Origin of the sequence: Rhodanobacter sp. K2T2 (genome assembly GCF_013408815.1) — a bacterium.
In the GTDB taxonomy this organism is placed as follows: domain Bacteria; phylum Pseudomonadota; class Gammaproteobacteria; order Xanthomonadales; family Rhodanobacteraceae; genus Rhodanobacter.
The window spans coordinates 468,851-489,484 of the sequence record NZ_JACCCA010000001.1; the positions used below are offsets into that span (position 1 = coordinate 468,851).

Annotated in this window: 15 protein-coding genes, 3 tRNA genes and 1 pseudogene; 9 read left to right on the plus strand and 10 right to left on the minus strand. The window is 62.1% G+C overall.

The window, feature by feature from the left end:
• Window positions 1-152: 152 nt before the first annotated feature.
• Together HDE78_RS01990 and HDE78_RS01995 are read right to left on the minus strand one after the other, a co-directional pair.
• Window positions 153-2,705: a bifunctional diguanylate cyclase/phosphodiesterase gene (locus HDE78_RS01990; protein ID WP_179477112.1), complete on the minus strand. Its 2,553-nt coding sequence runs from the start codon at window positions 2,703-2,705 to the stop codon at window positions 153-155.
• Between the two features lie 16 nt (window positions 2,706-2,721).
• Window positions 2,722-3,216 carry a hypothetical protein gene (locus HDE78_RS01995; protein WP_179476836.1) on the minus strand — a complete coding sequence of 165 codons (495 nt, stop codon included), beginning with the start codon at window positions 3,214-3,216 and terminating at the stop codon, window positions 2,722-2,724.
• Window positions 3,217-3,531: 315 nt separating this feature from the next.
• Here HDE78_RS01995 and HDE78_RS02000 point away from each other — a divergent pair, with 315 nt between their 5' ends.
• Window positions 3,532-5,631 carry a 3-hydroxyacyl-CoA dehydrogenase NAD-binding domain-containing protein gene (locus tag HDE78_RS02000; protein WP_179476837.1) on the plus strand — a complete coding sequence of 700 codons (2,100 nt, stop codon included), beginning with the start codon at window positions 3,532-3,534 and terminating at the stop codon, window positions 5,629-5,631.
• Between the two features lie 69 nt (window positions 5,632-5,700).
• On the opposite strand, the gene HDE78_RS02005 is transcribed toward HDE78_RS02000, so the two are convergent.
• From HDE78_RS02005 to HDE78_RS02025, 5 genes are all read right to left on the minus strand, one after another.
• Window positions 5,701-6,297 (minus strand): DUF2058 family protein, encoded by a 597-nt coding sequence (locus tag HDE78_RS02005; protein ID WP_179476838.1) that lies wholly within the window; start codon window positions 6,295-6,297, stop codon window positions 5,701-5,703.
• A gap of 46 nt (window positions 6,298-6,343) precedes the next feature.
• Window positions 6,344-6,568: a SlyX family protein gene (locus tag HDE78_RS02010; RefSeq protein ID WP_179476839.1), complete on the minus strand. Its 225-nt coding sequence runs from the start codon at window positions 6,566-6,568 to the stop codon at window positions 6,344-6,346.
• A gap of 4 nt (window positions 6,569-6,572) precedes the next feature.
• Window positions 6,573-7,922, minus strand: coding sequence for a UDP-glucose/GDP-mannose dehydrogenase family protein (locus tag HDE78_RS02015; protein WP_179477113.1), 1,350 nt, complete (start codon window positions 7,920-7,922; stop codon window positions 6,573-6,575).
• Window positions 7,923-8,070: 148 nt separating this feature from the next.
• Window positions 8,071-8,853, minus strand: a complete 783-nt coding sequence (locus HDE78_RS02020) for an FKBP-type peptidyl-prolyl cis-trans isomerase (protein WP_179476840.1) — start codon at window positions 8,851-8,853, stop codon at window positions 8,071-8,073.
• Window positions 8,854-9,038: 185 nt separating this feature from the next.
• A complete protein-coding gene (locus HDE78_RS02025) occupies window positions 9,039-10,790 on the minus strand; it encodes a cation:proton antiporter (RefSeq protein WP_179476841.1) in 1,752 nt (583 codons plus the stop codon).
• Between the two features lie 191 nt (window positions 10,791-10,981).
• Here HDE78_RS02025 and HDE78_RS02030 point away from each other — a divergent pair.
• From HDE78_RS02030 to HDE78_RS02040, 3 genes are all read left to right on the plus strand, one after another.
• Window positions 10,982-11,057: transfer RNA gene (locus HDE78_RS02030), tRNA-Ala, on the plus strand.
• 9 nt (window positions 11,058-11,066) lie between these two features.
• Window positions 11,067-11,142, plus strand: a tRNA-Glu gene (locus tag HDE78_RS02035).
• Between the two features lie 66 nt (window positions 11,143-11,208).
• A tRNA-Asp gene (locus tag HDE78_RS02040) sits at window positions 11,209-11,285 on the plus strand.
• An 80-nt stretch (window positions 11,286-11,365) separates the two neighbouring features.
• On the opposite strand, the gene HDE78_RS02045 is transcribed toward HDE78_RS02040, so the two are convergent.
• The gene (locus tag HDE78_RS02045) at window positions 11,366-11,833 is read right to left on the minus strand and encodes a DUF1249 domain-containing protein (RefSeq protein WP_179476842.1); all 468 of its coding nucleotides are present in this window, start codon (window positions 11,831-11,833) and stop codon (window positions 11,366-11,368) included.
• A 44-nt stretch (window positions 11,834-11,877) separates the two neighbouring features.
• On the minus strand, window positions 11,878-12,693 hold the full coding sequence (locus HDE78_RS02050) for a pyruvate, water dikinase regulatory protein (RefSeq protein WP_179476843.1): 816 nt from the start codon (window positions 12,691-12,693) through the stop codon (window positions 11,878-11,880).
• Window positions 12,694-12,922: 229 nt separating this feature from the next.
• On the opposite strand from HDE78_RS02050, the gene ppsA reads away from it, so the two are divergent.
• From ppsA to HDE78_RS02065, 4 genes and pseudogenes are all read left to right on the plus strand, one after another.
• Entirely contained in the window at window positions 12,923-15,295 is a 2,373-nt protein-coding gene (ppsA, locus tag HDE78_RS02055) for a phosphoenolpyruvate synthase (RefSeq protein WP_179476844.1), read from the plus strand.
• A 303-nt stretch (window positions 15,296-15,598) separates the two neighbouring features.
• A pseudogene (locus HDE78_RS20945) lies at window positions 15,599-15,772 on the plus strand (helix-turn-helix domain-containing protein); the annotation flags it as partial.
• Entirely contained in the window at window positions 15,773-16,399 is a 627-nt protein-coding gene (locus HDE78_RS02060; RefSeq protein WP_255457602.1) for a TetR/AcrR family transcriptional regulator, read from the plus strand.
• Between the two features lie 137 nt (window positions 16,400-16,536).
• Window positions 16,537-17,928, plus strand: coding sequence for an outer membrane protein transport protein (locus tag HDE78_RS02065; RefSeq protein WP_179476846.1), 1,392 nt, complete (start codon window positions 16,537-16,539; stop codon window positions 17,926-17,928).
• Between the two features lie 132 nt (window positions 17,929-18,060).
• On the opposite strand, the gene HDE78_RS02070 is transcribed toward HDE78_RS02065, so the two are convergent.
• The gene (locus HDE78_RS02070; protein ID WP_179476847.1) at window positions 18,061-18,441 is read right to left on the minus strand and encodes an HU family DNA-binding protein; all 381 of its coding nucleotides are present in this window, start codon (window positions 18,439-18,441) and stop codon (window positions 18,061-18,063) included.
• A 392-nt stretch (window positions 18,442-18,833) separates the two neighbouring features.
• Here HDE78_RS02070 and HDE78_RS02075 point away from each other — a divergent pair, with 392 nt between their 5' ends.
• Window positions 18,834-20,285, plus strand: a complete 1,452-nt coding sequence (locus HDE78_RS02075) for a bifunctional 2-methylcitrate dehydratase/aconitate hydratase (protein WP_179476848.1) — start codon at window positions 18,834-18,836, stop codon at window positions 20,283-20,285.
• Window positions 20,286-20,634: the final 349 nt, after the last annotated feature.

The following is a 20,634-nucleotide window of genomic DNA, read 5'->3' on the forward strand; positions in this document are numbered from 1 at the left end:
CACGCGGGTCAGACAGCAACCTGCCGGTCAAGTTCAGCGTGTGCGTGATTATTCCGTCAAACATAGCGCAACGCCCGTTGGAAGATTGTCAGACCAGACCCGGCCTGCACGCATATCCGCTTGGCAGGGTTATGGGGACAGCCGAGCCGGGCTCAAGCCGCCACCGTCGTGCGCTCATCCAGCAGTCGCTGACGTTCGGCCAGCAGGCTGCCGAAATGGAGCGGCGGCTGGGGCCGGCAGAAAAGATAGCCCTGCAGCTCATCGCACCGATGCTCACGCAGAAATTCGAAATGCTGCTCGGTCTCGACGCCCTCGGCCACTACGGCGCGATTGAGCCGATGCGCCATGTCGATGGTCGCGCGCACGATCGCCTCGTCGTCCGGATCGACGCCGATATTGCGGACGAAACTCTGGTCGATCTTGATGCGATCGGTCGGCAGCCGCCGCAGGTAATCCAGCGAAGCCGCTCCGGTACCGAAATCGTCGATCGCGATGTGACAGCCGAGCCGGTGCAGCGCGTTGAGATTCTCGATCAGGTTTGGCGCCGCCTTGATGCTGATGCTTTCGGTAATCTCCAGCTCCAGGAGATCTGGATCGAGCCCGGTGTCGGTCAGCACCCTCGCCACGGTATCCAGAAGATGCGGCTCCATCAGCTGCACGGCGGACAGATTCACGCCCAGGCGCAGGCGCAGCCCGTACTGTCGCTCCCATTCCTGCGCCTGCCGGCAGGCGGTGCGCATGACCCATTCGCCGATCGAGACGATCAAGCCGGTTTCCTCGGCCAGCGGAATGAAAACCGCGGGACTGATCATGCCGAGCTCCGGATGCTCCCAGCGCACCAGCGCCTCCATGCCGACGATGTCTTCGCTGCCTGTATCCACCTGCGGCTGGTAGACCACGCGCAGCTCGCCGTTGCCCTCGGCGTGACGCAGACGCGAACGCAGCACGGTGCCATGCTGCTTCGCGTATTCCGGGCTCATCTCGTAGATCTTGAAGGTATTTCGACCCTGCTTCTTGGCCGCATACATCGCCTCGTCCGCGTGCCGGAGCAGGATTTCGGTGTCACCGGCATCGTCGGGGAAAAAGCTCAGCCCCATCGACACTGTGACATTCAGCGTAACGCCCGTATCCAGATTCAGCGGCGTGCTCATCGCCTGCACGATCTTTTCGGCCACACGCTGCACGTCGTCGTTCTTGACGATATGCCGCAGCACGATGATGAACTCGTCACCGGCATAGCGCGCTACCGTATCGGACGCACGCACGCTGGCGATCAGCCGCTGGGCGACCACGCGCAGCACCTGATCGCCCGCCGCATGGCCGTGGCTGTCGTTGATCGCCTTGAACTGATCGAGATCGACAAAGAGCACGGCGAAGCATTCGCCGCTGCGCGTCGCCTCGCTGAGGATCGTGTCGAGCCGGTCGTTGAACAGCAGGCGGTTGGGCAAGCCGGTGAGCGCGTCGACGAGACCCTCGGCGCGCGCCTGTGCGCGCGTGCGGTTCAACTCGATGACCTGTGCGAAACGTGCCGCCGCACAGCGCAACACCGGTTCGATGATTGCCATTTCGCCAAAGGCTTTGCGGCTGCCGGCCAGCATCGCACCGAGCACGGTGTGGCGCTCGTCGTACAACGGCAGGCCGGCAAACCCGGTCAACCCTAGCTGCAGCAACAGCGGGTCCGGCGATGCCAGGGCAAGCGCATCGCTACGGTAGAGAAACGCTTTGCCGGCCAGCACCGACTGCAGCGACGTCTGCCACTGCGCCGCAGGCCATTCGAGGTCATCGCCGCTCCACAGCTGCAGCAGCTGATTCGGGGCGTCGATGGCGCCGGTGCGCACCGACCACACGGTCAGGTAATCCAGCCCCAGCTCATCGAACAGCAGGCGGGCCGCCGCGATCTGCGTGTCCACGCCGCTGGTCGAAATAAACATGCGTGACAGCAGCGCCAGCGCGGCTTCCGCGCGCAGGTCGGCGCGGTCGCTGCGAAACATCAGTGCCAGCGCCGCGCTCCCCGCGTGAGGAATGCGACGTACGTTGGCCTGGCCGGTATCGTCGCCCTGCGCGGACTTTCGCTGGCACGGATACCAGCGCCGGTCGGCATCGAGCAATACCTGCTCGATGCCGACGCCTTCAAAACGCAGCATCTCGGCCAGCGGCATGCCCTCCCACTGGCTGGCGTGCAGGCGGCTGTGCCGCACCACGGTGGAACTGACTTCAAGCACGCATTGCGACGTCGGGTCGACGATCAGCCACTCGCTATCGCTCTCGTCGAACAGGTAACGATAATCGCCCTGCCCGTCGGTGCTAGGCGATCGGTTGTTTGCGCCCGCAGGCAGCCGGGTTTGCAGACGCCGCCAGCGCGTCGCCAGCTCACTGGCGATTTGCGTCACGTGAAGCCAGTCGCAAACGCAGGACGGCAGCTCGCTGGGATCGAAGGATGCGCTCTCGCCCAGCACGGCGAGCAACGGCGTATCCAAACCACCGGGCAAAGTTTGCATCTGCTCGCAGGTCAGCTGCGCCTGCTGCTCGTCACCATCTAGTACCGCGATAATCAGCTGCAGCGCCGGCCGACCTTCCAGCAGGATCGCTGCGTGCGTCACATCGCGGGCGCTGTGGATGCAGGGATAGCCCGCCTGATCCAACGCATCGAACAACTGGCGGCGCAGATTGCGCTCGGCCGCGACCACCAGAATGCCGGAATGCAAATTCATGCGTGCGGCCTCATGCCAGCCAGCGGCCGTCACGCAGACGCAAGTGTCTGGGAGAGTTGTCGGCACTGTTCAGGCGTACGGCCAATTCGCCCAGGTGGTCGGCCAGAGCCGCCGGCGCATCGATAAGCACAACCCGCCGCAGATGCTCCCTCGGCATGCGCGCCAGCTGGCGCAATAAAGTGGCATCCATCGCCGACAGCGGCAACTCCAGGCCCACCAGAAAGTAGATGCCGAAATGGATGCTCTGCTGCATGTACCGCAGCGCATTGCCCAGGCGTTGGCAGTCGGGCACACGCACATGCACGTCGCGCAGGCTTCCCAGACCGGTGTCGGGCTGCCACAGGTACATGGCCTGACCGGTACTGCGCGACACCGCGCGGAACTGCGCGATCAGGCTCAGCGGGTCGGCGCCATCCAGCAGCACGAGTCCGCTGGACGCATCGATAATGCGGTCGAGAATTTCCGCAGCCGCCTGCGGCGTCGAGGCGGTCATAGCGGACGACATGAGTTGCCCATCCTTCGAACGGCGGTGGCATATGCCGCGTTCAATCGTGGACTGGCCGAAAACTTGACCGGGTATCGCGCTTGCGCTGTAGAAGCACGGCACATCGATGTTTTCTTCTTTTTCAGTAGCCGATCGGGGCGCAGGCTGCGCCCATACCCGCGCAGAACAGCTCTGGCGTGCCGTTCAGCGATACAACCCACAGGAATGACGAGAGCGATTTCACACTGCCTTTACTTTACGGTCAAGTGCACCGGTCACATCTCGCAATCAAGGCGGCGGAACGGTATGGTTCCTACCTCTCCCACTGACGTTTGCATGCTTATGTTCGAAGGACTGCGTTTCAACCATTGGAAGACCAGCCAGAGCGACGACGGCATTGTCACCCTGAGCATGGACCGCGAAGGCAGCAGCGTTAACGCGATTTCGCGCGCGGTGCTCAACGAACTGGAGCAGATCGTCGAGCGTCTGGCGATCGAGAAGCCGGCCGGCGTGATCATCCATTCGGCCAAGCCCGCAGGGTTCGCCGTCGGCGCGGACATCAAGGCATTTCTGGAATATGCCAAGAACGATACCGTGCTGGAAAACATCGAGCACGGCCAGCGCGTCTACGAGGCGCTGGCAAAACTTCCCTGCCCCACGGTGGCGGCGATCCACGGGGCATGCATGGGCGGCGGCACGGAGCTGATTCTCGCCTGCCGTCAGCGCATTGCGGCCGACGATGAAAAGACCAAGATCGGTTTGCCCGAAGTGATGCTCGGCATCCACCCCGGCTGGGGTGGCACCGCACGACTGCCCCGACTGATCGGCGCGACCGAAGCGATGCCGATCATGCTGACCGGCCGCGCGCTGTCGGCCAAGCGCGCCTTCAGCATGGGCGTCGTCGATCGCCTGTGCCGGCCCGAGGAGTTGCTGGCCGAGGCCAAGCACTTGCTGCGTCGACCGCAACAACGCCCGTTTGCGCTGCGCGCGAAGGCGTGGGCAACCAACACCTGGCTCGCCCGTCAGATTCTTGCACCGGTGATGATCAAGCAGACCGCCGCCAAAGTGCGCAAAGAGCATTACCCCGCGCCCTTCGCCATGATCGACGTGTGGAAGCGCGGTGGCCCCGGCATCACCCAGCGGCTGAAGCTTGAGGCGCGTTCGGTTGCCAAACTGTCGAAAACATCGACGGCGCAGAATCTGATCCGCATCTTCTTTTTGCAGGAGCGACTCAAGAGCCAGGGCGCCGGCGTGGATGCCGCGATCAAGCACGTGCATGTGGTCGGTGCCGGCGTGATGGGTGGCGACATCGCCGCCTGGGCAGCCTTCCGCGGATTCGAAGTGACCTTGCAGGATCGCGAGATGAAGTTCATCCAGCCCGCGCTGGATCGTGCGCGCCAACTGTACGAGAAGAAGCTCAAGACGCCGGAAAAAATAGAGCAGACCACGCGTCGCCTGCGCGCCGATGTCGAAGGCACAGGCGTGGCCAGCGCCGATCTGGCCATCGAAGCGATTTTTGAAAACGCCGATGCCAAACGCGAGCTCTACGGCAAAATCGAGCCGCAGTTCCAAGGCAGCCAGATACTTGCGACCAACACCTCCAGTATTCCGCTCGACGAACTGCGCACGGGGCTGGCTGCACCGCAGCGTTTCCTCGGTCTGCACTTTTTCAATCCGGTGGCGCAAATGCCGCTGGTCGAAGTCGTGCGGCACGACCAGCTGGATCCGACCGTCGAGAAACGCGCACTGGCGTTCTGCAAGGCGATCGGCAAGCTGCCCGTTGCCGTAAAAGGCACGCCGGGTTTTCTGGTCAACCGCATTCTGATGCCCTACCTGCTCGAAGCGATGCGGCTCTACAGCGAAGGTGTGCCCGGCCCCGTGCTGGATCGCGAAGCGAAGAAATTCGGCATGCCGATGGGTCCGATCGAACTGGCTGATACCGTCGGTCTGGACGTCTGCGCATCGGTCGGCAAGGAGCTGGCGCCCTTCCTTAAGCTGGAAGTCCCGCCGGGTCTGGAAGACAAGATGGAAGTCGGCAAGCGCGGCAAGAAGGACGGCCAGGGCCTGTATACCTGGAGCGAAGGCAAGCCGCAGAAGCCCGAGGTCGACAAGGAGTACATCATGCCGCCCGACCTGCAGGAGCGCATGATTCTGCCGATGGTCAACGAAGCGATCGCCTGTCTCGCCGATGGCGTGGTCGACGACGCCGACCTGCTCGACGCCGGCGTGATCTTCGGCACCGGCTTTGCGCCGTTCCGAGGCGGCCCGATCCAGTACGTTCGCACCGAAGGCGCCGACAAGCTCAAGCAGCGGCTGGAACAACTGGCCAAACGCTACGGCGATCGCTTTCTTCCCAAGCAGGGCTGGGATCATCCCGCGCTCGCCCCACAGACGCTCGATCAGCAGGCCGCATCGTTGGCTACGGCAGCGGCCTGATTGGCATCGATCATCCAATAAAGAGCCCGGCCATGCGCCGGGCGGTTTATTGAGAGCGATTGGCGCCGCTCACCACATCAGGTCGTCGGGCACGCCGTCTTCGGCAATGCCGCCCGTGCTGCCCGGTTCGACCAGCAGTGCCAGCTGCTGCGGATCGATCGCACGCACCTGTTCGGCAATATCGCGCGTAACCAGAAAATAGCGACCCGCCTGCTGCACCACGCCGAGCTCGCCGGCATTGAGCGCCACCAGCTGAGCGTCATCCACGTGCACGCGACGGATCTTGCCGCCGTACTCGAAATTGCGCGGCTGATCGGCATCGGGCTTGTTGAGCGTCTTGCCTTCGAGCAACTGCTGAATCTTCAGCTTGCGCTCGCGCTTCAGCCGAGCCTGCTCGGCGGCCGCCTGCTCGATGCGCTTGCGCTCGCTGGCTTCGGTTTGCGCGCGGATTGCGTAAGCCTTGGCCAGATCGATGTCGCTTTGATCCTTGCTCGGCGGTCGCGACGTGTTTTTATTCTGCGACGAATGCGACTTTCCCCCGGCGTTCGCCGGCTTGGCACCCTTGTGTGCAGGCCGGCCGCTTTGCGGCGGCGGCTTGGGCTTGCTGTCGTGCAGCTGTTTGACGATGCCGCTTTTCAGCAGCAGGTCGCGGAGAGAATCGGCCATGCTGGCTATCCGTGATCGAAGTCGAGGGTCTGGGCGTTGTCTGAAATCAATAATGCGGCGGTGGCGGCTCGCTGTGCGGGTCGTCCGCGTTGCCGATGCGCATCGATGAAAGCTCGCCGCGCAAATCGCGCAGCGCGCGTTCCAGCGAAGCGATGCGCACGGACTGATCGGCGTCGGCCGATGCCAGCGCCTGCACCGTGTCATCGATAAAGGTGAGCTTGACCTCCATGTCGGTCAGCCGCTGTTCGAGCGTATCGTTAGATGCATTCATGAGTTCATACCTGCGCGTTCGATTGCAGACTGCGGCCGCGACCGATGCCGTAATACGCTAAGCCGGCATCTTCCACTGCGGCCGGGTCGTAGAGATTGCGTCCATCGAAAATCGCCCGCTCGGCGAGCAGGCTGCCGATGCGCTGAAAATCCGGGCTGCGAAACGCTTTCCATTCGGTGACCACGGCCAGTACGTCGGCACCTTGCAGCGCCTCGTACGCGTTTGGGCAAAGCACCAGATCGGCACGATCGCCATACAGCCGCTGCGTTTCCTCGCTAGCCTGCGGATCGAACGCGCGAACCTTAGCGCCCGCCGTCCACAGGGCCTCCATCAGAAAGCGGCTGGAGGCTTCACGCATGTCGTCGGTATTGGGCTTGAACGCCAGCCCCCACAAGGCAATGGTGCGTCCGTTCAACGCGCCATTGAAATGGCGCGCGATCAGCTCAAACAATTTGTCCTTCTGCTGCCGATTGACCGCTTCCACGGCCGTCAGCAGCTGCGCGTCGTAACCGTAGCTGCGGGCGGTGCGCTCGAGCGCCTGCACGTCCTTGGGAAAACACGAGCCGCCGTAGCCCGCGCCGGGGTAAATGAAGTGGTAGCCGATACGTGGATCCGAACCGATGCCCTGACGCACCAGCTCCACGTCGGCACCGACGCGCTCGGCGATGTTGGCGATCTCGTTCATGAAACTGATCTTGGTTGCCAGCATCGCGTTGGCGGCGTACTTGGTCAGCTCGGCCGAACGCTCATCCATCACCACCATGCGGTCGTGATTGCGATTGAACGGCGCATACAGTTTGCGCAGCACCGCCACGGCGCGCTCGCTGGACGCGCCCACGATGATGCGGTCAGGGCGCAGGCAGTCCTCCACCGCCGCGCCTTCTTTCAGGAATTCCGGGTTGGATACCACGTCGAACTCGACATTGGCGTCGCGCGTGGCTAGCTCGGCACGGACGGCGATACGCACGCGATCGGCGGTGCCAACCGGCACCGTCGACTTGTTGACCACAACCGCGTAGCGATTCAGATGGCTGCCGATCGAACGAGCTACCTCCAGCACATAGCTCAGATCGGCGCTGCCATCCTCATCCGGCGGCGTACCCACCGCGATAAAAATGATGTCGCCATGGGCAATGGCCGACGCCGCTTCGGTAGTGAAATCCAGCTGGCCGCTGGCGTGGTTGCGCCTGACGATGGCTTCCAGGCCTGGCTCGTAGATCGGAATTTCACCGTGCTTCAAGCGTTCGACCTTTGCCCTATCGATGTCGACGCAAACAACCTGATTGCCCATTTCGGCCAGGCAGGCGCCGGTGACGAGTCCCACATAGCCGGTACCGAAAATGGTGATCTTCATCATGAGTGGGGCGACTTCTCTAAAGTTTCAGCCCGACATTCTACCCAGCTGCGGTTAACGCATCGAATGATTGCCGGCCAAAAAGCAAAGGGCGCGAATCGCTTCGCGCCCTTGCCGTTTCGAGTTTGGTCAAACTCGGATCTGTTACTTACTGACCGCCTGGAGCCGGAGGTGCGGCACCCGGTGCGGCACCAGCCGGCGTCGGGCCCGTCTTGACCAGGGTCACGTCGAAGATCAGCGTGGCGTTCGGCGGCATCGGCGGCTGCGGCTCGGCGCCGTAGGCCAGCGTGGACGGGATGAAAAGCTTGTAATGACCGCCAACCTGCATCAGCTGCAGACCTTCGCGGAAGCCGGGGATCACGCCAGCGAGCGGAATCGAAGCCGGGCCCGGCGGGTTGTGCTTAGCCGAGGCATCGAAGACCTGACCGTTGACGAACGTGCCGGTGTACTCGATCTGCACGGTGTCATTCGGACCCGGGCGAGCGCCCGTACCCTGGCTGATCACCTGATACTGCAGGCCCGACGCCGTGGTCTTTACACCCGGCGCGCTCTTGTTCTTAGCAAGGAAAGCATCGCCTTCGGCCTTGTTCTTGGCACCGACACGAACCATCTCGGCCTGATACTTGGCCTGGATCTTGGCCATGAAGGCATCGTGCACCTGCTTGGCCTCGGCATCGCTCATGGTCGGCTTCTGACCGGACAGCGCAGACTGCACGGCACGACCGACGGCCGCTGCATCCAGCTCATCGCGCATGATCGGTGGAACCTGGGAAGCGATCTCCCAACCCACAACGTAGCTGGCCTTTGCCTTGTCGACCGTGCCCGTGGCGGCGGCGCCGGGTTTGGCAGCCTGGGCGTACACGCTCGCAGTCATGCCCAGCGCAACGGCCATCGCGGCCGCTGTCAGCGTGGGACGCAGAAATTGCTTCATTCGTAACTCCCTCGTGTTTGGTTTTGCCGGCATTGCCAACCGGGCCCCCCCAGTGGAGGCAGGCCCCACATTGTGAGGGGCTAGTCCAATCTTGGCAACGTCGCCATGCAGTGACCGTCAGTCGGCATAAAGGTTCACGGTGCATCCCCCGGCCTGCATGGGGCAGTCGTCACCACGACTTAACTTCACGGCGGCGCCGGCTTCTCCAACGTCTCTTTCAGCGCCGCCTGCAATCGCGCGTGCATCTTCACCATGCCTCGCCACAGCACGATCGCCAACACCAGCCCGACCAGCACCAGCGAGAGCGCCACGCCGCGAGGCGGCAGAATCGCCGAACCTAACGCTCCGACCAGCAGCGCCAGCGCGAACAGGGTTGCCAGTGGAATGATTCGCGCCAGCACGCTGCGAATCGCCTGGGTATAGGAGCCGGTAAAGCGCTCGCGTATGCCGAGCTCGGCCAGCAGCATGCCCAACGCTTCGGCCTTGCGATACACAGCTATCAGCATCGGCAGCGACAGAAAAAGCGCGCAGGCCCAGATCACCGTATGCCGCAGATCGCGTCCGATGCCGAACAGCGAGAACCAGTCCCAGTTGTGCGCGTTGATGTAGGCACCGCCGATGAAAAGCGCCACGACCAGCAGCACATTCACCGCGATATGCCAGAGCAATCGCTGAAAGATCGCCGCAATGGCGGCGTTTTCATTGACGGGTTTCAGGTTTTCCAGCCAACCGCTGTAACTCGTGGCCAGCAGCCGCACCGATCGCGGAGTGACCGCGCGAAGGCCATTGGCCAGCGCATCGGCCGAACGCGACAGGTACGGCGAAGCCGCCATACAGACCACCGATACGGCAACTGCGATCGGATAGATAAAGTCACTGATGACGTGCAGCGACAGCCCCAACGTGGCAATCACAAAGGAAAATTCGCCGATCTGCGCCATGCCCAAACCCGAACGCAGTGAGGTGCGTGCATCATGGCCAACGATAAAGATGCCGAGGCTGCAGGCCAGCGTTTTGCCGACGATGACGACTACGGCAATCAGCAGCGCGGGCAGCGCGTACTGCACCAGCATCACCGGATCGATCTTCAGGCCGATCGCCACGAAAAATAGCGCAGCGAACATGTCGCGCAAGGGCTCGATCAGCCGCATCACCCGATTGACGCTCTGCGACTCCGCTACCACCGCGCCGGCCAGAAAGGCACCCAGCGCCACGCTGAAGCCCATCCACACCGCAAGCAGGCTAGCGCCGAAACAGATGCCGAGCACGCTGACCAGCAACGTTTCGTCGCGGCCGAAACCTGCGACATAGTCCACCAGCCGCGGCAGCAGCAGCAGACCGAGAATCATACCGACCACGACGAAAAGCCCCAGATGGCCGATCAGCGTGAATGCGGTTTCCGCCTTGACCGAGCCGCCGATCGCGACGGCGGTGAGCAGGGTCAGCATCACGATGGTGAGCATGTCCTCGGCCACCAGCAGCCCCACTACCAGCCTGGCAAACGGCTTGTGCCGCTGGCCGCTCTCGGACAAGGTGCGCGTCGCCACCATGGTCGAGGACAGCGCGATGACCGCGCCGAGAAACAGCGCGTCCATCCCCTTCCAGCCGAACAGGCCACCGAGGCCGACGCCGATCCACATCATCAGGCCGACTTCCGCGACCGCGACCGCGAGCACGCTGACGCCGACCTCGCGCAGCTTGCGCACGCTGAACTCCAGACCCAGCGTAAACATCAGCAGCACGACACCGAGATTGGAAATATCGTCGATCGCCTGCGGATCGGCCACCAGCATGCCGGGTGTATGCGGACCGATCAGCACGCCGGCCAGGATGTATCCCAGCAGGACGGGTTGCCGCAGGCGCTGAAAAAGAATTGTCGTGGCGCCGGCCACGAGCATCACCATGGCAAGGTCGCGAATAAAACCGATTTCGTGCATGCCTTGTCCGCAACATCCAAAGTCACTGGCAGCTTAAACGAAGTCCTGCGTTTTGGTCTTTGGTCGTGAGCATCGTCAGCGACTCCGATGGATCGACGCGCCGCAGGGCCGATTTCGTTTCTTCATCGCCGAACGTAAAAAAGTCTTGACGGATATGTGACTCGGACCTATTCTTCCGGGCTTCCAGCAGCGGGGCCATAGCTCAGCTGGGAGAGCGCCTGCATGGCATGCAGGAGGTCGGCGGTTCGATCCCGCCTGGCTCCACCAACTTGAATTGTCCCCATCGTCTAGAGGCCTAGGACATCACCCTTTCACGGTGGCGACCGGGGTTCGAATCCCCGTGGGGACGCCAAGTTGACTCGCAAGTGCTGGAAGATGTTGTAAATGCTGTTGCTGGAAAGTAGCTGTTGGAAACTGGGGAGCGGTAGTTCAGTTGGTTAGAATGCTGGCCTGTCACGCCGGAGGTCGCGGGTTCGAGTCCCGTCCGCTCCGCCACCAATGGAAAGCCCGCCTAGCGCGGGTTTTTTGTTGCGCGCCATTTGGGCTCCTGCGGGGCAACTCGACGTCACGTCCCCTCAGATGTCCGACTCCTGGCGAACCAGCGTCCCGATCGAATGCCCCTGCTCGCTCAGATACTCCAGCCAGCGCGACAGAAAACTGTTCATCCGCAGGCGATGCTGAAAAACGGTCGTGGCCGCCGGAAATGGACCGAGCACTTGCCATAGATGCCGCCCCGGATGGCAATGCAGCGCTTCGGCCACGTGTGCGTCGGTATACATGCGCAGCTGCGCCGACGGCGAACGCTGACCCGTGTGCGCGTCGACAAAGTCGTAGGTGAGCTCAAGCTCCATCGTATACGGGTGCACCTCCTGAAGATGCAGATGCACATCCAAGTGGTCGTCCACATTCGAGATGTAGTGCCCGGGGCTCAGATCCTGCGGCCCGAACAGCCGCGCCAGCCGATGATAATTTTCCGCATACAGCCCCATCAGGAACTCGAAGCGCCCGGGCAGCAGATGGGGTCGGCGGGGTGAGGCAATCATCGGTATCGGAAACTCCTTGGCGGCTGCAGATCCATGCGGCCTGATCAGAACATGGTCCGCTCGATGCCGAAGCGGGAGAAGATCTTGCTGGCGATTTCCTCGATCGACACGTGCGTCGTATTGAGGCTGGAGATGCCCGCGTGGCGCATCAGCTTGTCGGCCTGCTCCAGCTCCCAACGACACTGTTTGAGCGTGGCGTACTGGCTACCCGCGAGGCGCTGCTCGCGAATCTGCGCCAGTCGCTGTGGATCGATGGTGAGGCCGAACAGTTTGTCTTTGTGCGGCACGAGCCGACGCGGCAGCTCGAGTTTGTCCAGATCGTCATCAGTGAGCGGATAGTTGGCGGCGCTGACACCGTAATGCAAGGCCATGTAGAGACAGGTCGGCGTTTTGCCCGAGCGCGACACGCCCACCAAAATCAAATCCGCCTTGCTGTAGTCGAAATCCCTGCCGTCATCGTGGGTCAGGGCGTAGTTGGTCGCGTTGATGCGCGCCTCGTACTTCTCGAAATCGACCATGCCGTGCGAGCGATTCACGGCACCGGACCGCTTCGCGCCCAGCTCATCTTCCAGCGGTCCGATGAAGGGCGCAAAGACATCGAGCATCAGCGCACCGCTCTCGGCGACCAGATCGCACAGCGCGCGATCGGCCATGGTATTGACCACGATCGGCCGCTCGCCCGTCTGTGCATAGTGGGTCTTGATACGCACCGACGCCGCCTCGGCCTTGCGCGCATCATCGATGAAGGCGAGCCGATGCTTGTCGAACTGCACACCCTCGAATTGCGCAAGGATACTGTTGCCGATGGTCTCTGCCGTGATACCAGTGGAGTCGGAGATGAAGAAAACCGTTCGCTGCATGGCCGCGCCTGATCGTTTCGATGAGCCTGTTCGCACCTTAGCGCAAGCACCAAAGGCTGTCGCCGATTGACTGTTTGCTGACTGGTATGCAGGTGGAGTGGCCGGGCAACGGAATGGTCTTCTTGTGCTGCGCATCATCGGCAGCGGACAATACCAGTCCTTTGCAGCCCGCTTTGGCACTGCATCCTGCACCAATCCCACTTTTTATCGCGCTCTTGAGGAGACACCCTTGAACGATCTGGTGCTATGGCTTGACCAACTGCGTATGACCGACCTCGGCAAGGTCGGCGGCAAGAACGCGTCCCTCGGCGAAATGATCGGCAACCTCGCCAAGCTCGGCGTTTCGGTCCCGGGTGGTTTCGCCACGACGGCGGATGCCTTTCAGCAGTATCTGGAAAAGAGTGGGCTGGCCAAACGCATCCAGCAGCGTCTGGACGGTCTGGACGTCGACCATGTAGATACCCTGGTGGCCGCCGGCAAGGAAATCCGCAGCTGGATCGTCGACACCGCCCTGCCCGCCGAACTGGAGCAGGCGATTCGCGATGCCTACCTCAAGCTGTGCAAGGATGCCGGCAGCGACGACATCGCCGTCGCCGTGCGCTCCTCCGCCACCGCGGAAGATCTTCCGGACGCCTCGTTCGCCGGTCAGCAGGAAACCTTTCTCAACGTGGTCGGCATCGACGACGTGCTGCACAAGGTGAAGGAAGTCTTCGCCTCGCTCTACAACGACCGCGCGATTTCCTATCGCGTACACCAGGGCTTCAAGCACGACGACGTGTTTCTGTCGGCCGGCGTGCAGCTGATGGTGCGCTCGGACGTGGGCGCGTCGGGCGTGCTGTTTACGCTGGACACCGAGTCGGGTTTCCGTGATGTGGTGTTCATCACCGGCTCGTATGGCCTGGGCGAAATGGTCGTGCAGGGTGCGGTCAATCCCGACGAATTTTATGTATTCAAGCCGACGTTGAACGCGGGCAAGCCGGCGGTGCTGCGTCGCAACCTCGGCTCCAAGCAGCTGCGCATGGTCTATTCCAGCGCAGCCGGCGAACGCGTGCGCACCGAAGACACGCCGGCCGAACTGCGCAACAAGTTCTGCATCGCCGACAGCGACGTCGAGGAGCTCGCGCGGCAGTCGCTGATCATCGAAAAGCACTACGGTCGCCCGATGGATATCGAGTGGGCGAAGGACGGCAACACCGGCAAGCTGTACATCGTGCAGGCACGCCCGGAAACGGTGAAGTCGCGCGCGCATGCTACCCAGCTGGAGCGTTTCCACCTCGGCGAAAAGGGCAAGGTGCTGGCCGAAGGTCGTTCGATCGGCCAGAAGATCGGCGCCGGCAAGGCACGCGTCATCCGCACCCTGGCCGACATGAACAAGGTGCAGCCGGGCGACGTGCTGATCGCCGACATGACCGATCCCGACTGGGAACCGGTGATGAAGCGTGCTGCGGCGATCGTCACCAATCGCGGCGGTCGCACCTGCCACGCCGCGATCATCGCGCGCGAACTGGGCGTGCCGGCCGTGGTAGGCACCGGCAACGCGCTGGAGAAGATTCCCGACGGCGCCGACGTCACTGTCTCCTGTGCCGAGGGCGATACCGGCACGATCTACGAGGGCATTCTGAAGTTCGAGCGGATCACCGCCGATCTGGGCGACATGCCCGAGGCGCCGCTGAAGATCATGATGAATGTGGCCAACCCCGATCGCGCGTTCGACTTCGGCATGCTGCCGAACGCCGGCATCGGCCTGGCGCGGCTGGAGATGATCATCGCCAGCCATATCGGCGTACATCCCAAGGCGCTACTCGAATATGCCAAACAGGATGCCGCGACTAAGGCCAAGATCGACGAGCGTATCGCCGGTTATGCGGATCCCGTGAGCTTCTACGTCGATCGTCTGGCCGAAGGCATCTCCACCATCGCCGCCTCGGTTTATCCGAAAACGGTGATCGTCCGCATGTCGGACTTCAAGTCGAACGAATACGCCAACCTTCTCGGTGGCTCGCGTTACGAACCGCACGAAGAGAACCCGATGATCGGCTTCCGCGGCGCCAGTCGTTACGTCGACCCAAGCTTTGCCGATGCCTTTGGCCTCGAGTGCAAGGCGGTCAAGCACGTGCGCGAAGTGATGGGCCTGGACAACGTCTGGGTGATGATTCCGTTCGTGCGCACGCTGGACGAAGGCAAGAAGGTCATCGAGGTTCTGAAGAAGAACGGACTCGTCCAGGGCGAGCACGGCCTCAAGGTGATCATGATGTGCGAGGTCCCATCCAACGCACTGTTGGCTGATGAGTTCCTCGACATCTTCGACGGCTTCTCGATCGGCTCCAATGACCTGACCCAGCTCACGCTCGGCCTCGATCGCGACTCCAGCATCGTCGCCGGCCTGTTCGACGAGCGCGATCCGGCGGTCAAGAAGCTGCTCGCCATGGCGATCAAGACGGCCCGAGCGAAGGGCAAGTACATCGGCATCTGCGGCCAGGGCCCGTCCGATCACCCGGATCTAGCCGAATGGCTGATGGATCAGGGCATCGAATCGGTGTCGCTGAATCCCGATACCGTGGTCGACACGTGGCTGCGGCTGGCCAAAAAGAAGGCTGGCTGAGCGAAAACCGGCTGTAACTGAACCGACTTATCGCTGCACCGCAACAAGGGATGAGCTTGGGCTCATCCCTTTTTTCTGCCCGACTGAACGCGCTGGAGCCCATCTCGCCCCGGCATCGCTTGCACAGCGGCATTTTCAGGAATCGGCAACGCGGGCAAGGCCTTGCGAGCCGCTTTGAAAGACTTTAGTGCGCTGCAGCTTGCTGCCAAAGGATGCGCCATTTAACGTTCACACACATGTTTGAATCCGAGATTTGAATGCCATGCCGATACGTGTACGCCAGCACTCAGGGACAGCGGCCGCGTGAGCGCGCCGCTGCGCTCCAGTGCGAGCGATACGCGCAGGCGCTTGCTCGAAGCGGCCGAGGCACTGTTTATCGAATGCGGGTACGAGGCGATGTCGCTGCGCCAGGTCACGGCCAAGGCGCACGCCAATCTCGCCGCGGTGAACTACCACTTCGGCAGCAAGGAAGCCTTGATGCACGAGCTGCTTTCGCAGCGGCTCGACCGCCTGAATCTCGAACGGCTGAATCTACTGAGCAGTTGCGAAAAACAGTGGCCGCAGGACACGGATGCCACCGCCGTATTCGCCATGCTGTTCATTCCGGCGTTTCGGATCAGCCATGAGAGCGTCGGCGGCAAATCGTTCATGCGCCTGCTCGGTCGCGTCTACAGCGATCGCTCACCGTTTATCCGCGCCTATTTACAGGAGCATTATCGGCCAATTTTCGGGCGTTTTTTCGAAGCCTTTTCGCGCACCCTGCCCGACCTGCCGCGCAGTGAACTCGGCCTACGGCTGCATTTTGGCCTGAAGGCGCTGTCGGGCATTCTTGCCGGCGAAGACATGCAGAAGCTGATCGACGACCTCAGCATGGGCGAGACGATCAATGATGGCGAACTGCTCGCCCGTTTGATCTCGCTCATCTCACCCATACTCACCGCACCGTTCGGCAGCCCGGCCCAGATCCGGGTCATCGAACAGGTGCTGCAACTCGATGACGCGACCGCCGAAGCCGCTCGCAAGGCAATCGCGGAACCCGGCAGCGACACGCAGCCGACGCCGGGCGTTCTGGAATGGCTCAAGGAAGGGAGGCTGGCCCTCTAAATAAAAACAATAGTTCAAACGCTTGTAAGCGACGATGCTACCGCTGACCCCGTCGCCTGCTCCCCAATCGTTTCAGTCCCACCACACGACTTTTGTTCTGGAGCATCACTTCAGATTGTCGTCACAGGAGAACCACCGTGAATCGTCAAACCTCGCAAAGCTTCATCCGCTTCGGCGCAAAGGCCAGTCTCGCCCTCGCCGTCGTTTCCGCGCTGTCGCTGCCGCTCTGCGCGCAGGCCGGCTCCTTCCAGCTGCCGACCACCAACGCAGCCGGCTGGGGCCGCGCCGGCGCCGGTGGCTCGCTGTTCCCCGATGACGTCACCGCCGCCTACAACAACCCTGCCGCCATGGCGTTCTTCGATGCGCCCATGATTCAGGTCACCGGCACCGGCATTCGTCCGAGCGCGGAATTCCAGGGTCAGTTCAAGGATCAGCAGGGCAATCCGACCACGGGCAACAATCCGAACGGCTTTGGCCGTTTCATTCCGTTCCCGGATATCGCCTGGGCGCTTCCGGTCAATGACCGACTGACCATTGGCGGCAGTGTTACCGTCCCCTACGGTCTGGTCAGCAAGTACAACCCGACTTGGCAGGGCCGCTACTTCGGCACCTATACCAGTCTCCAGTCCATTGCCGTGAGCCTATCGGCCGGTTTCAAGGTCAATGACGAGTTTTCAATCGGTGCGGGCATCGAAGGACAGCGAACCAAGGCGCAGCTCAACACCCAGCTCGACCCTTACGGTTCGGCCGCAGCCCTGTTCGGCGCCCCGATTCTCGGCGCCCCGCAGAGCGGCGACGTGCAGCTGAACGTCGATGTGAAAAAGCGCTTCGCTTTCGGCTACTTCGGCGGCTTCGAGTGGAAGCCGACCCAGCAGGACAGCATCGACGTCAATTATCACTCGCGCGTGCAGCAGACGCTCAGCGGCAATTACAAACTGTACGGTCCCGCCGCCAGCCTGCAGTTGCTCACGCTTGCTCCCGTCGTGTTTCCGAACGCCGGTTTGCCGACGCTGAATCCGGCCGGCGCATCGGCCAGCGCACCGCTGGATACGCCAGCCTTCGCCGGCGTCGACTGGCTGCACAAGTTCAACGACCAGTTCAGCCTCGCCGCATCGGTGAACTGGACAGACTGGTCCAACTTCGCGCAGCTGAATCTGATTTCGGAAGGTCAGACCCTCGTATCCCTGCCGGAAAAATACAAAGACACGTTCAGCTACTCCATCGGCGGCGACTATAAACTCAACGATCAGTGGACGCTGCGTGCCGGCGTCGGCTACGACGAATCGCCGACCAATATCATCAGCCGCGACCCACGCATCCCTGACGGTTCGCGCCGCATCGTCGGCCTGGGTGTCGGCTATCAGGCCACGCAACGTGTGTCGTTCGATCTTGGCTATCAGCACCAGTTCGTCAGCAACACGCCGATCAACCTCACCAACCCGATCGCCCTGGGTGCCGGTACGGCCGTGGGCTATTTCAAGGATCACGGCGACGTGGTCAGCCTGACCGGTACGTACGCGTTCAAGTAAGCCGCTACTCGTCGCAAAAAAGAAGGGCCGCGAAAGCGGCCCTTCTTTTTATGGGCCTGACGACCCAGCCTCGCGACCTGCCCATCTGCCAGCCTCTATCGCATTGACAGATCAGCGGCGCAGACGGATTTCTCAGGCAGCGGCGTCCTTCAGCTTCTTCAGCGGACGCACCTTGATCTTGATCGATGCCGGCTTGGCCGCGAACCACTGCTCTTCCTTGGTGAAGGGGTTGATGCCCTTGCGCTTGGCCTTGGCTGGCACGTGCACGGCGGAGATCTTCAGCAGGCCCGGCAGGGTGAACGAACCGGCGCCTTTCTTGTGCACCGAGCCCGCGACCGCACCTTCAAGTGCCGCCAACACGGCGCGAACGTCTTTAGGCACCACGCCGCTCGTTTCGGAAATATGGGCAACCAGGCCAGTCTTGTTCAAGACTTCCTTGATGGGTTTGTGAGCAGCCGGCGACGCGCTCTTGGTCGCGGCTTTTGCAGGTGCAGCTTTCTTAGCTTTTGCCATGTGATTCCCCGGGATTTATAGGTTCAATGAGCCACTTTTGCGGCTAGCGCAATGTAGGACAACTTGGGTTGTTTTCCAAACGGATAAAACGCCATGAAGGGCTCAACGCCCGGTTTTTCGCTCGGAACCGCAAGATTAGCGAGTGAGCCGCCAAGAAGCGAGTGGATGCGCAGCTATCCGTACATCGCGCTTGGCTCCCGTTTTGGAATGCCCAGTGTGCAGTCGATCATCGTGCTCGCAGAGTCCGTAGCTCGCCAGGTCGAATCCGGCGCCGCACTGTATTGAATCGCACATCGATGGCAAAATTGCGTATCCGGTGGCGCGGCGCCTTGGCTAGCTCTTCCCACGCCTGTGCCAGCTGCATCCACTGTTTCCGTATCCGAAGGACACCCATGACCAGCCACATCAGCAACGTCAGACCCGACTGGGACCAAGTCCTGGTCGACATCGTCGACTACGCGCTCGACTACAGCGTCAACTCCACGCTGGCCTATGACACTGCGCGCAATATTCTCATCGACACGCTCGGTTGCGGCCTGGAAGCGCTTGAATATCCGGCCTGCACCAAGTTGCTCGGACCGGTTGTACCGGGCACCACGGTGCCAAACGGCGCCAAGGTGCCGGGTACGCAGTTCCAGCTCGATCCCATCCAGGCCGCCTTCAATATTGGTGCGATGATCCGCTGGCTCGATTTCAACGACACCTGGCTGGCTGCCGAATGGGGCCACCCCTCGGACAATCTCGGCGGCATTCTGGCTGTGGCCGACTGGATCAGTCGCAACAATATCGCCGCGGGCAAGCCGCCGCTGGTCATGCGCGACGTGCTCACCGGCATCATCAAGGCGCACGAAATCCAGGGCGTGATCGCGCTGGAAAACTCGTTCAACCGCGTGGGACTCGATCACGTGGTGCTGGTCAAGGTTGCCTCCACCGCCGTGGTGTCGAGCCTGCTTGGTCTAACGCGCGAGGAAACACTGGCGGCCGTGTCGCTGGCCTGGGTCGATGGGCAGAGCCTGCGCACCTATCGCCACGCACCGAACGCTGGCAGCCGCAAGAGCTGGGCGGCCGGCGATGCCACCAGCCGCGCCGTGCGACTGGCGCTGATCGCCAAGACCGGTGAGATGGGCTACCCCTCGGTGCTGACCGCGCCGACCTGGGGCTTTTACGATGTGCTGTTCAAGGGCAAGCCCTTCGCTTTCCAGCGCACATACGGCAGCTACGTGTCGGAAAACGTGCTGTTCAAGATCAGCTTTCCGGCCGAGTTCCACAGCCAGACCGCGGTGGAGGCCGCCGTCACCCTGCATGGGCAACTTGCCAAAGCCGGCAAGACCGTCGACGACATCAAGAAGATCACCATCCGCACGCACGAAGCGTGCATCCGCATCATCGACAAGAAAGGCCCACTCAACAATCCAGCCGATCGCGATCACTGCATCCAGTACATGGTGGCCGTGCCGCTGATCTTCGGCAACCTCACCGCCAGCGACTACGAAGACGGAGTGGCGGCTGATCCTCGCATCGACGTGCTGCGCGACAAGATCGACTGCGTGGAAGACGTGCAGTTCACGAAGGACTACCACGACCCGGACAAGCGCAGCATCGCCAACGCACTGACCGTGGAATTCAACGACGGCAGCCGACTGGACGAAATCGTGGTGGAGTATCCGATCGGGCACCGCCGCCGCCGCGCCGACGGCATTCCGCTGCTGGAGAAAAAATTCCGCATCAATCTGGCGCGACGCTTTCCCGCCAAACAGCAGCAGGCCATCCTCGACGTGTCGCTCGACCAGAAGAAACTCGAGGCACTTCCGGTCAACGCCTACATGGATATGTACGTCATCTAACGAGCGCAGGCGCCCACCAGCGCGCAAAGCTCATAAAGCACGAAGGATCCCGGCGACTGCCGGGATCCTTCGTTTGTCTGCTGGCCTTTTTTACTGTCCGGCCATCCAACACCAGAGTCTTGCGGTTGCCGCCGAACAGCAGGCTGACGTATTCGATCAATCAATCCGGTGTGCTGCCTTGCGGCGAGAGTGGATTGTGGGCGCGCACCGACGACGAGGCATCGTGGGTCGGCGTCGAGAAACAGTATCGACTGCTCGAACCGCAACCGTAGCGGCGACCACGAATCGATTGGCACGGCGGACGGCAGCACGGAAGAAATAGCCGCGCTGCCGCGTGCGCGTTCGGTCG

What these genes read in the sequence shown, in the direction of transcription:
- HDE78_RS01995 (WP_179476836.1), bottom strand. Translation starts at nt 3,216, where the DNA reads ATGTCGTCCGCTATGACCGCCTCGACGCCGCAGGCGGCTGCGGAAATT.
- HDE78_RS02000 (WP_179476837.1), top strand. Translation starts at nt 3,532, where the DNA reads ATGCTTATGTTCGAAGGACTGCGTTTCAACCATTGGAAGACCAGCCAG.
- HDE78_RS02005 (WP_179476838.1), bottom strand. Translation starts at nt 6,297, where the DNA reads ATGGCCGATTCTCTCCGCGACCTGCTGCTGAAAAGCGGCATCGTCAAA.
- HDE78_RS02010 (WP_179476839.1), bottom strand. Translation starts at nt 6,568, where the DNA reads ATGAATGCATCTAACGATACGCTCGAACAGCGGCTGACCGACATGGAG.
- HDE78_RS02015 (WP_179477113.1), bottom strand. Translation starts at nt 7,922, where the DNA reads ATGAAGATCACCATTTTCGGTACCGGCTATGTGGGACTCGTCACCGGC.
- HDE78_RS02020 (WP_179476840.1), bottom strand. Translation starts at nt 8,853, where the DNA reads ATGAAGCAATTTCTGCGTCCCACGCTGACAGCGGCCGCGATGGCCGTT.
- HDE78_RS02025 (WP_179476841.1), bottom strand. Translation starts at nt 10,790, where the DNA reads ATGCACGAAATCGGTTTTATTCGCGACCTTGCCATGGTGATGCTCGTG.
- HDE78_RS02045 (WP_179476842.1), bottom strand. Translation starts at nt 11,833, where the DNA reads ATGATTGCCTCACCCCGCCGACCCCATCTGCTGCCCGGGCGCTTCGAG.
- HDE78_RS02050 (WP_179476843.1), bottom strand. Translation starts at nt 12,693, where the DNA reads ATGCAGCGAACGGTTTTCTTCATCTCCGACTCCACTGGTATCACGGCA.
- HDE78_RS02060 (WP_255457602.1), top strand. Translation starts at nt 15,773, where the DNA reads ATGCACGAGCTGCTTTCGCAGCGGCTCGACCGCCTGAATCTCGAACGG.
- HDE78_RS02070 (WP_179476847.1), bottom strand. Translation starts at nt 18,441, where the DNA reads ATGGCAAAAGCTAAGAAAGCTGCACCTGCAAAAGCCGCGACCAAGAGC.
- HDE78_RS02075 (WP_179476848.1), top strand. Translation starts at nt 18,834, where the DNA reads ATGACCAGCCACATCAGCAACGTCAGACCCGACTGGGACCAAGTCCTG.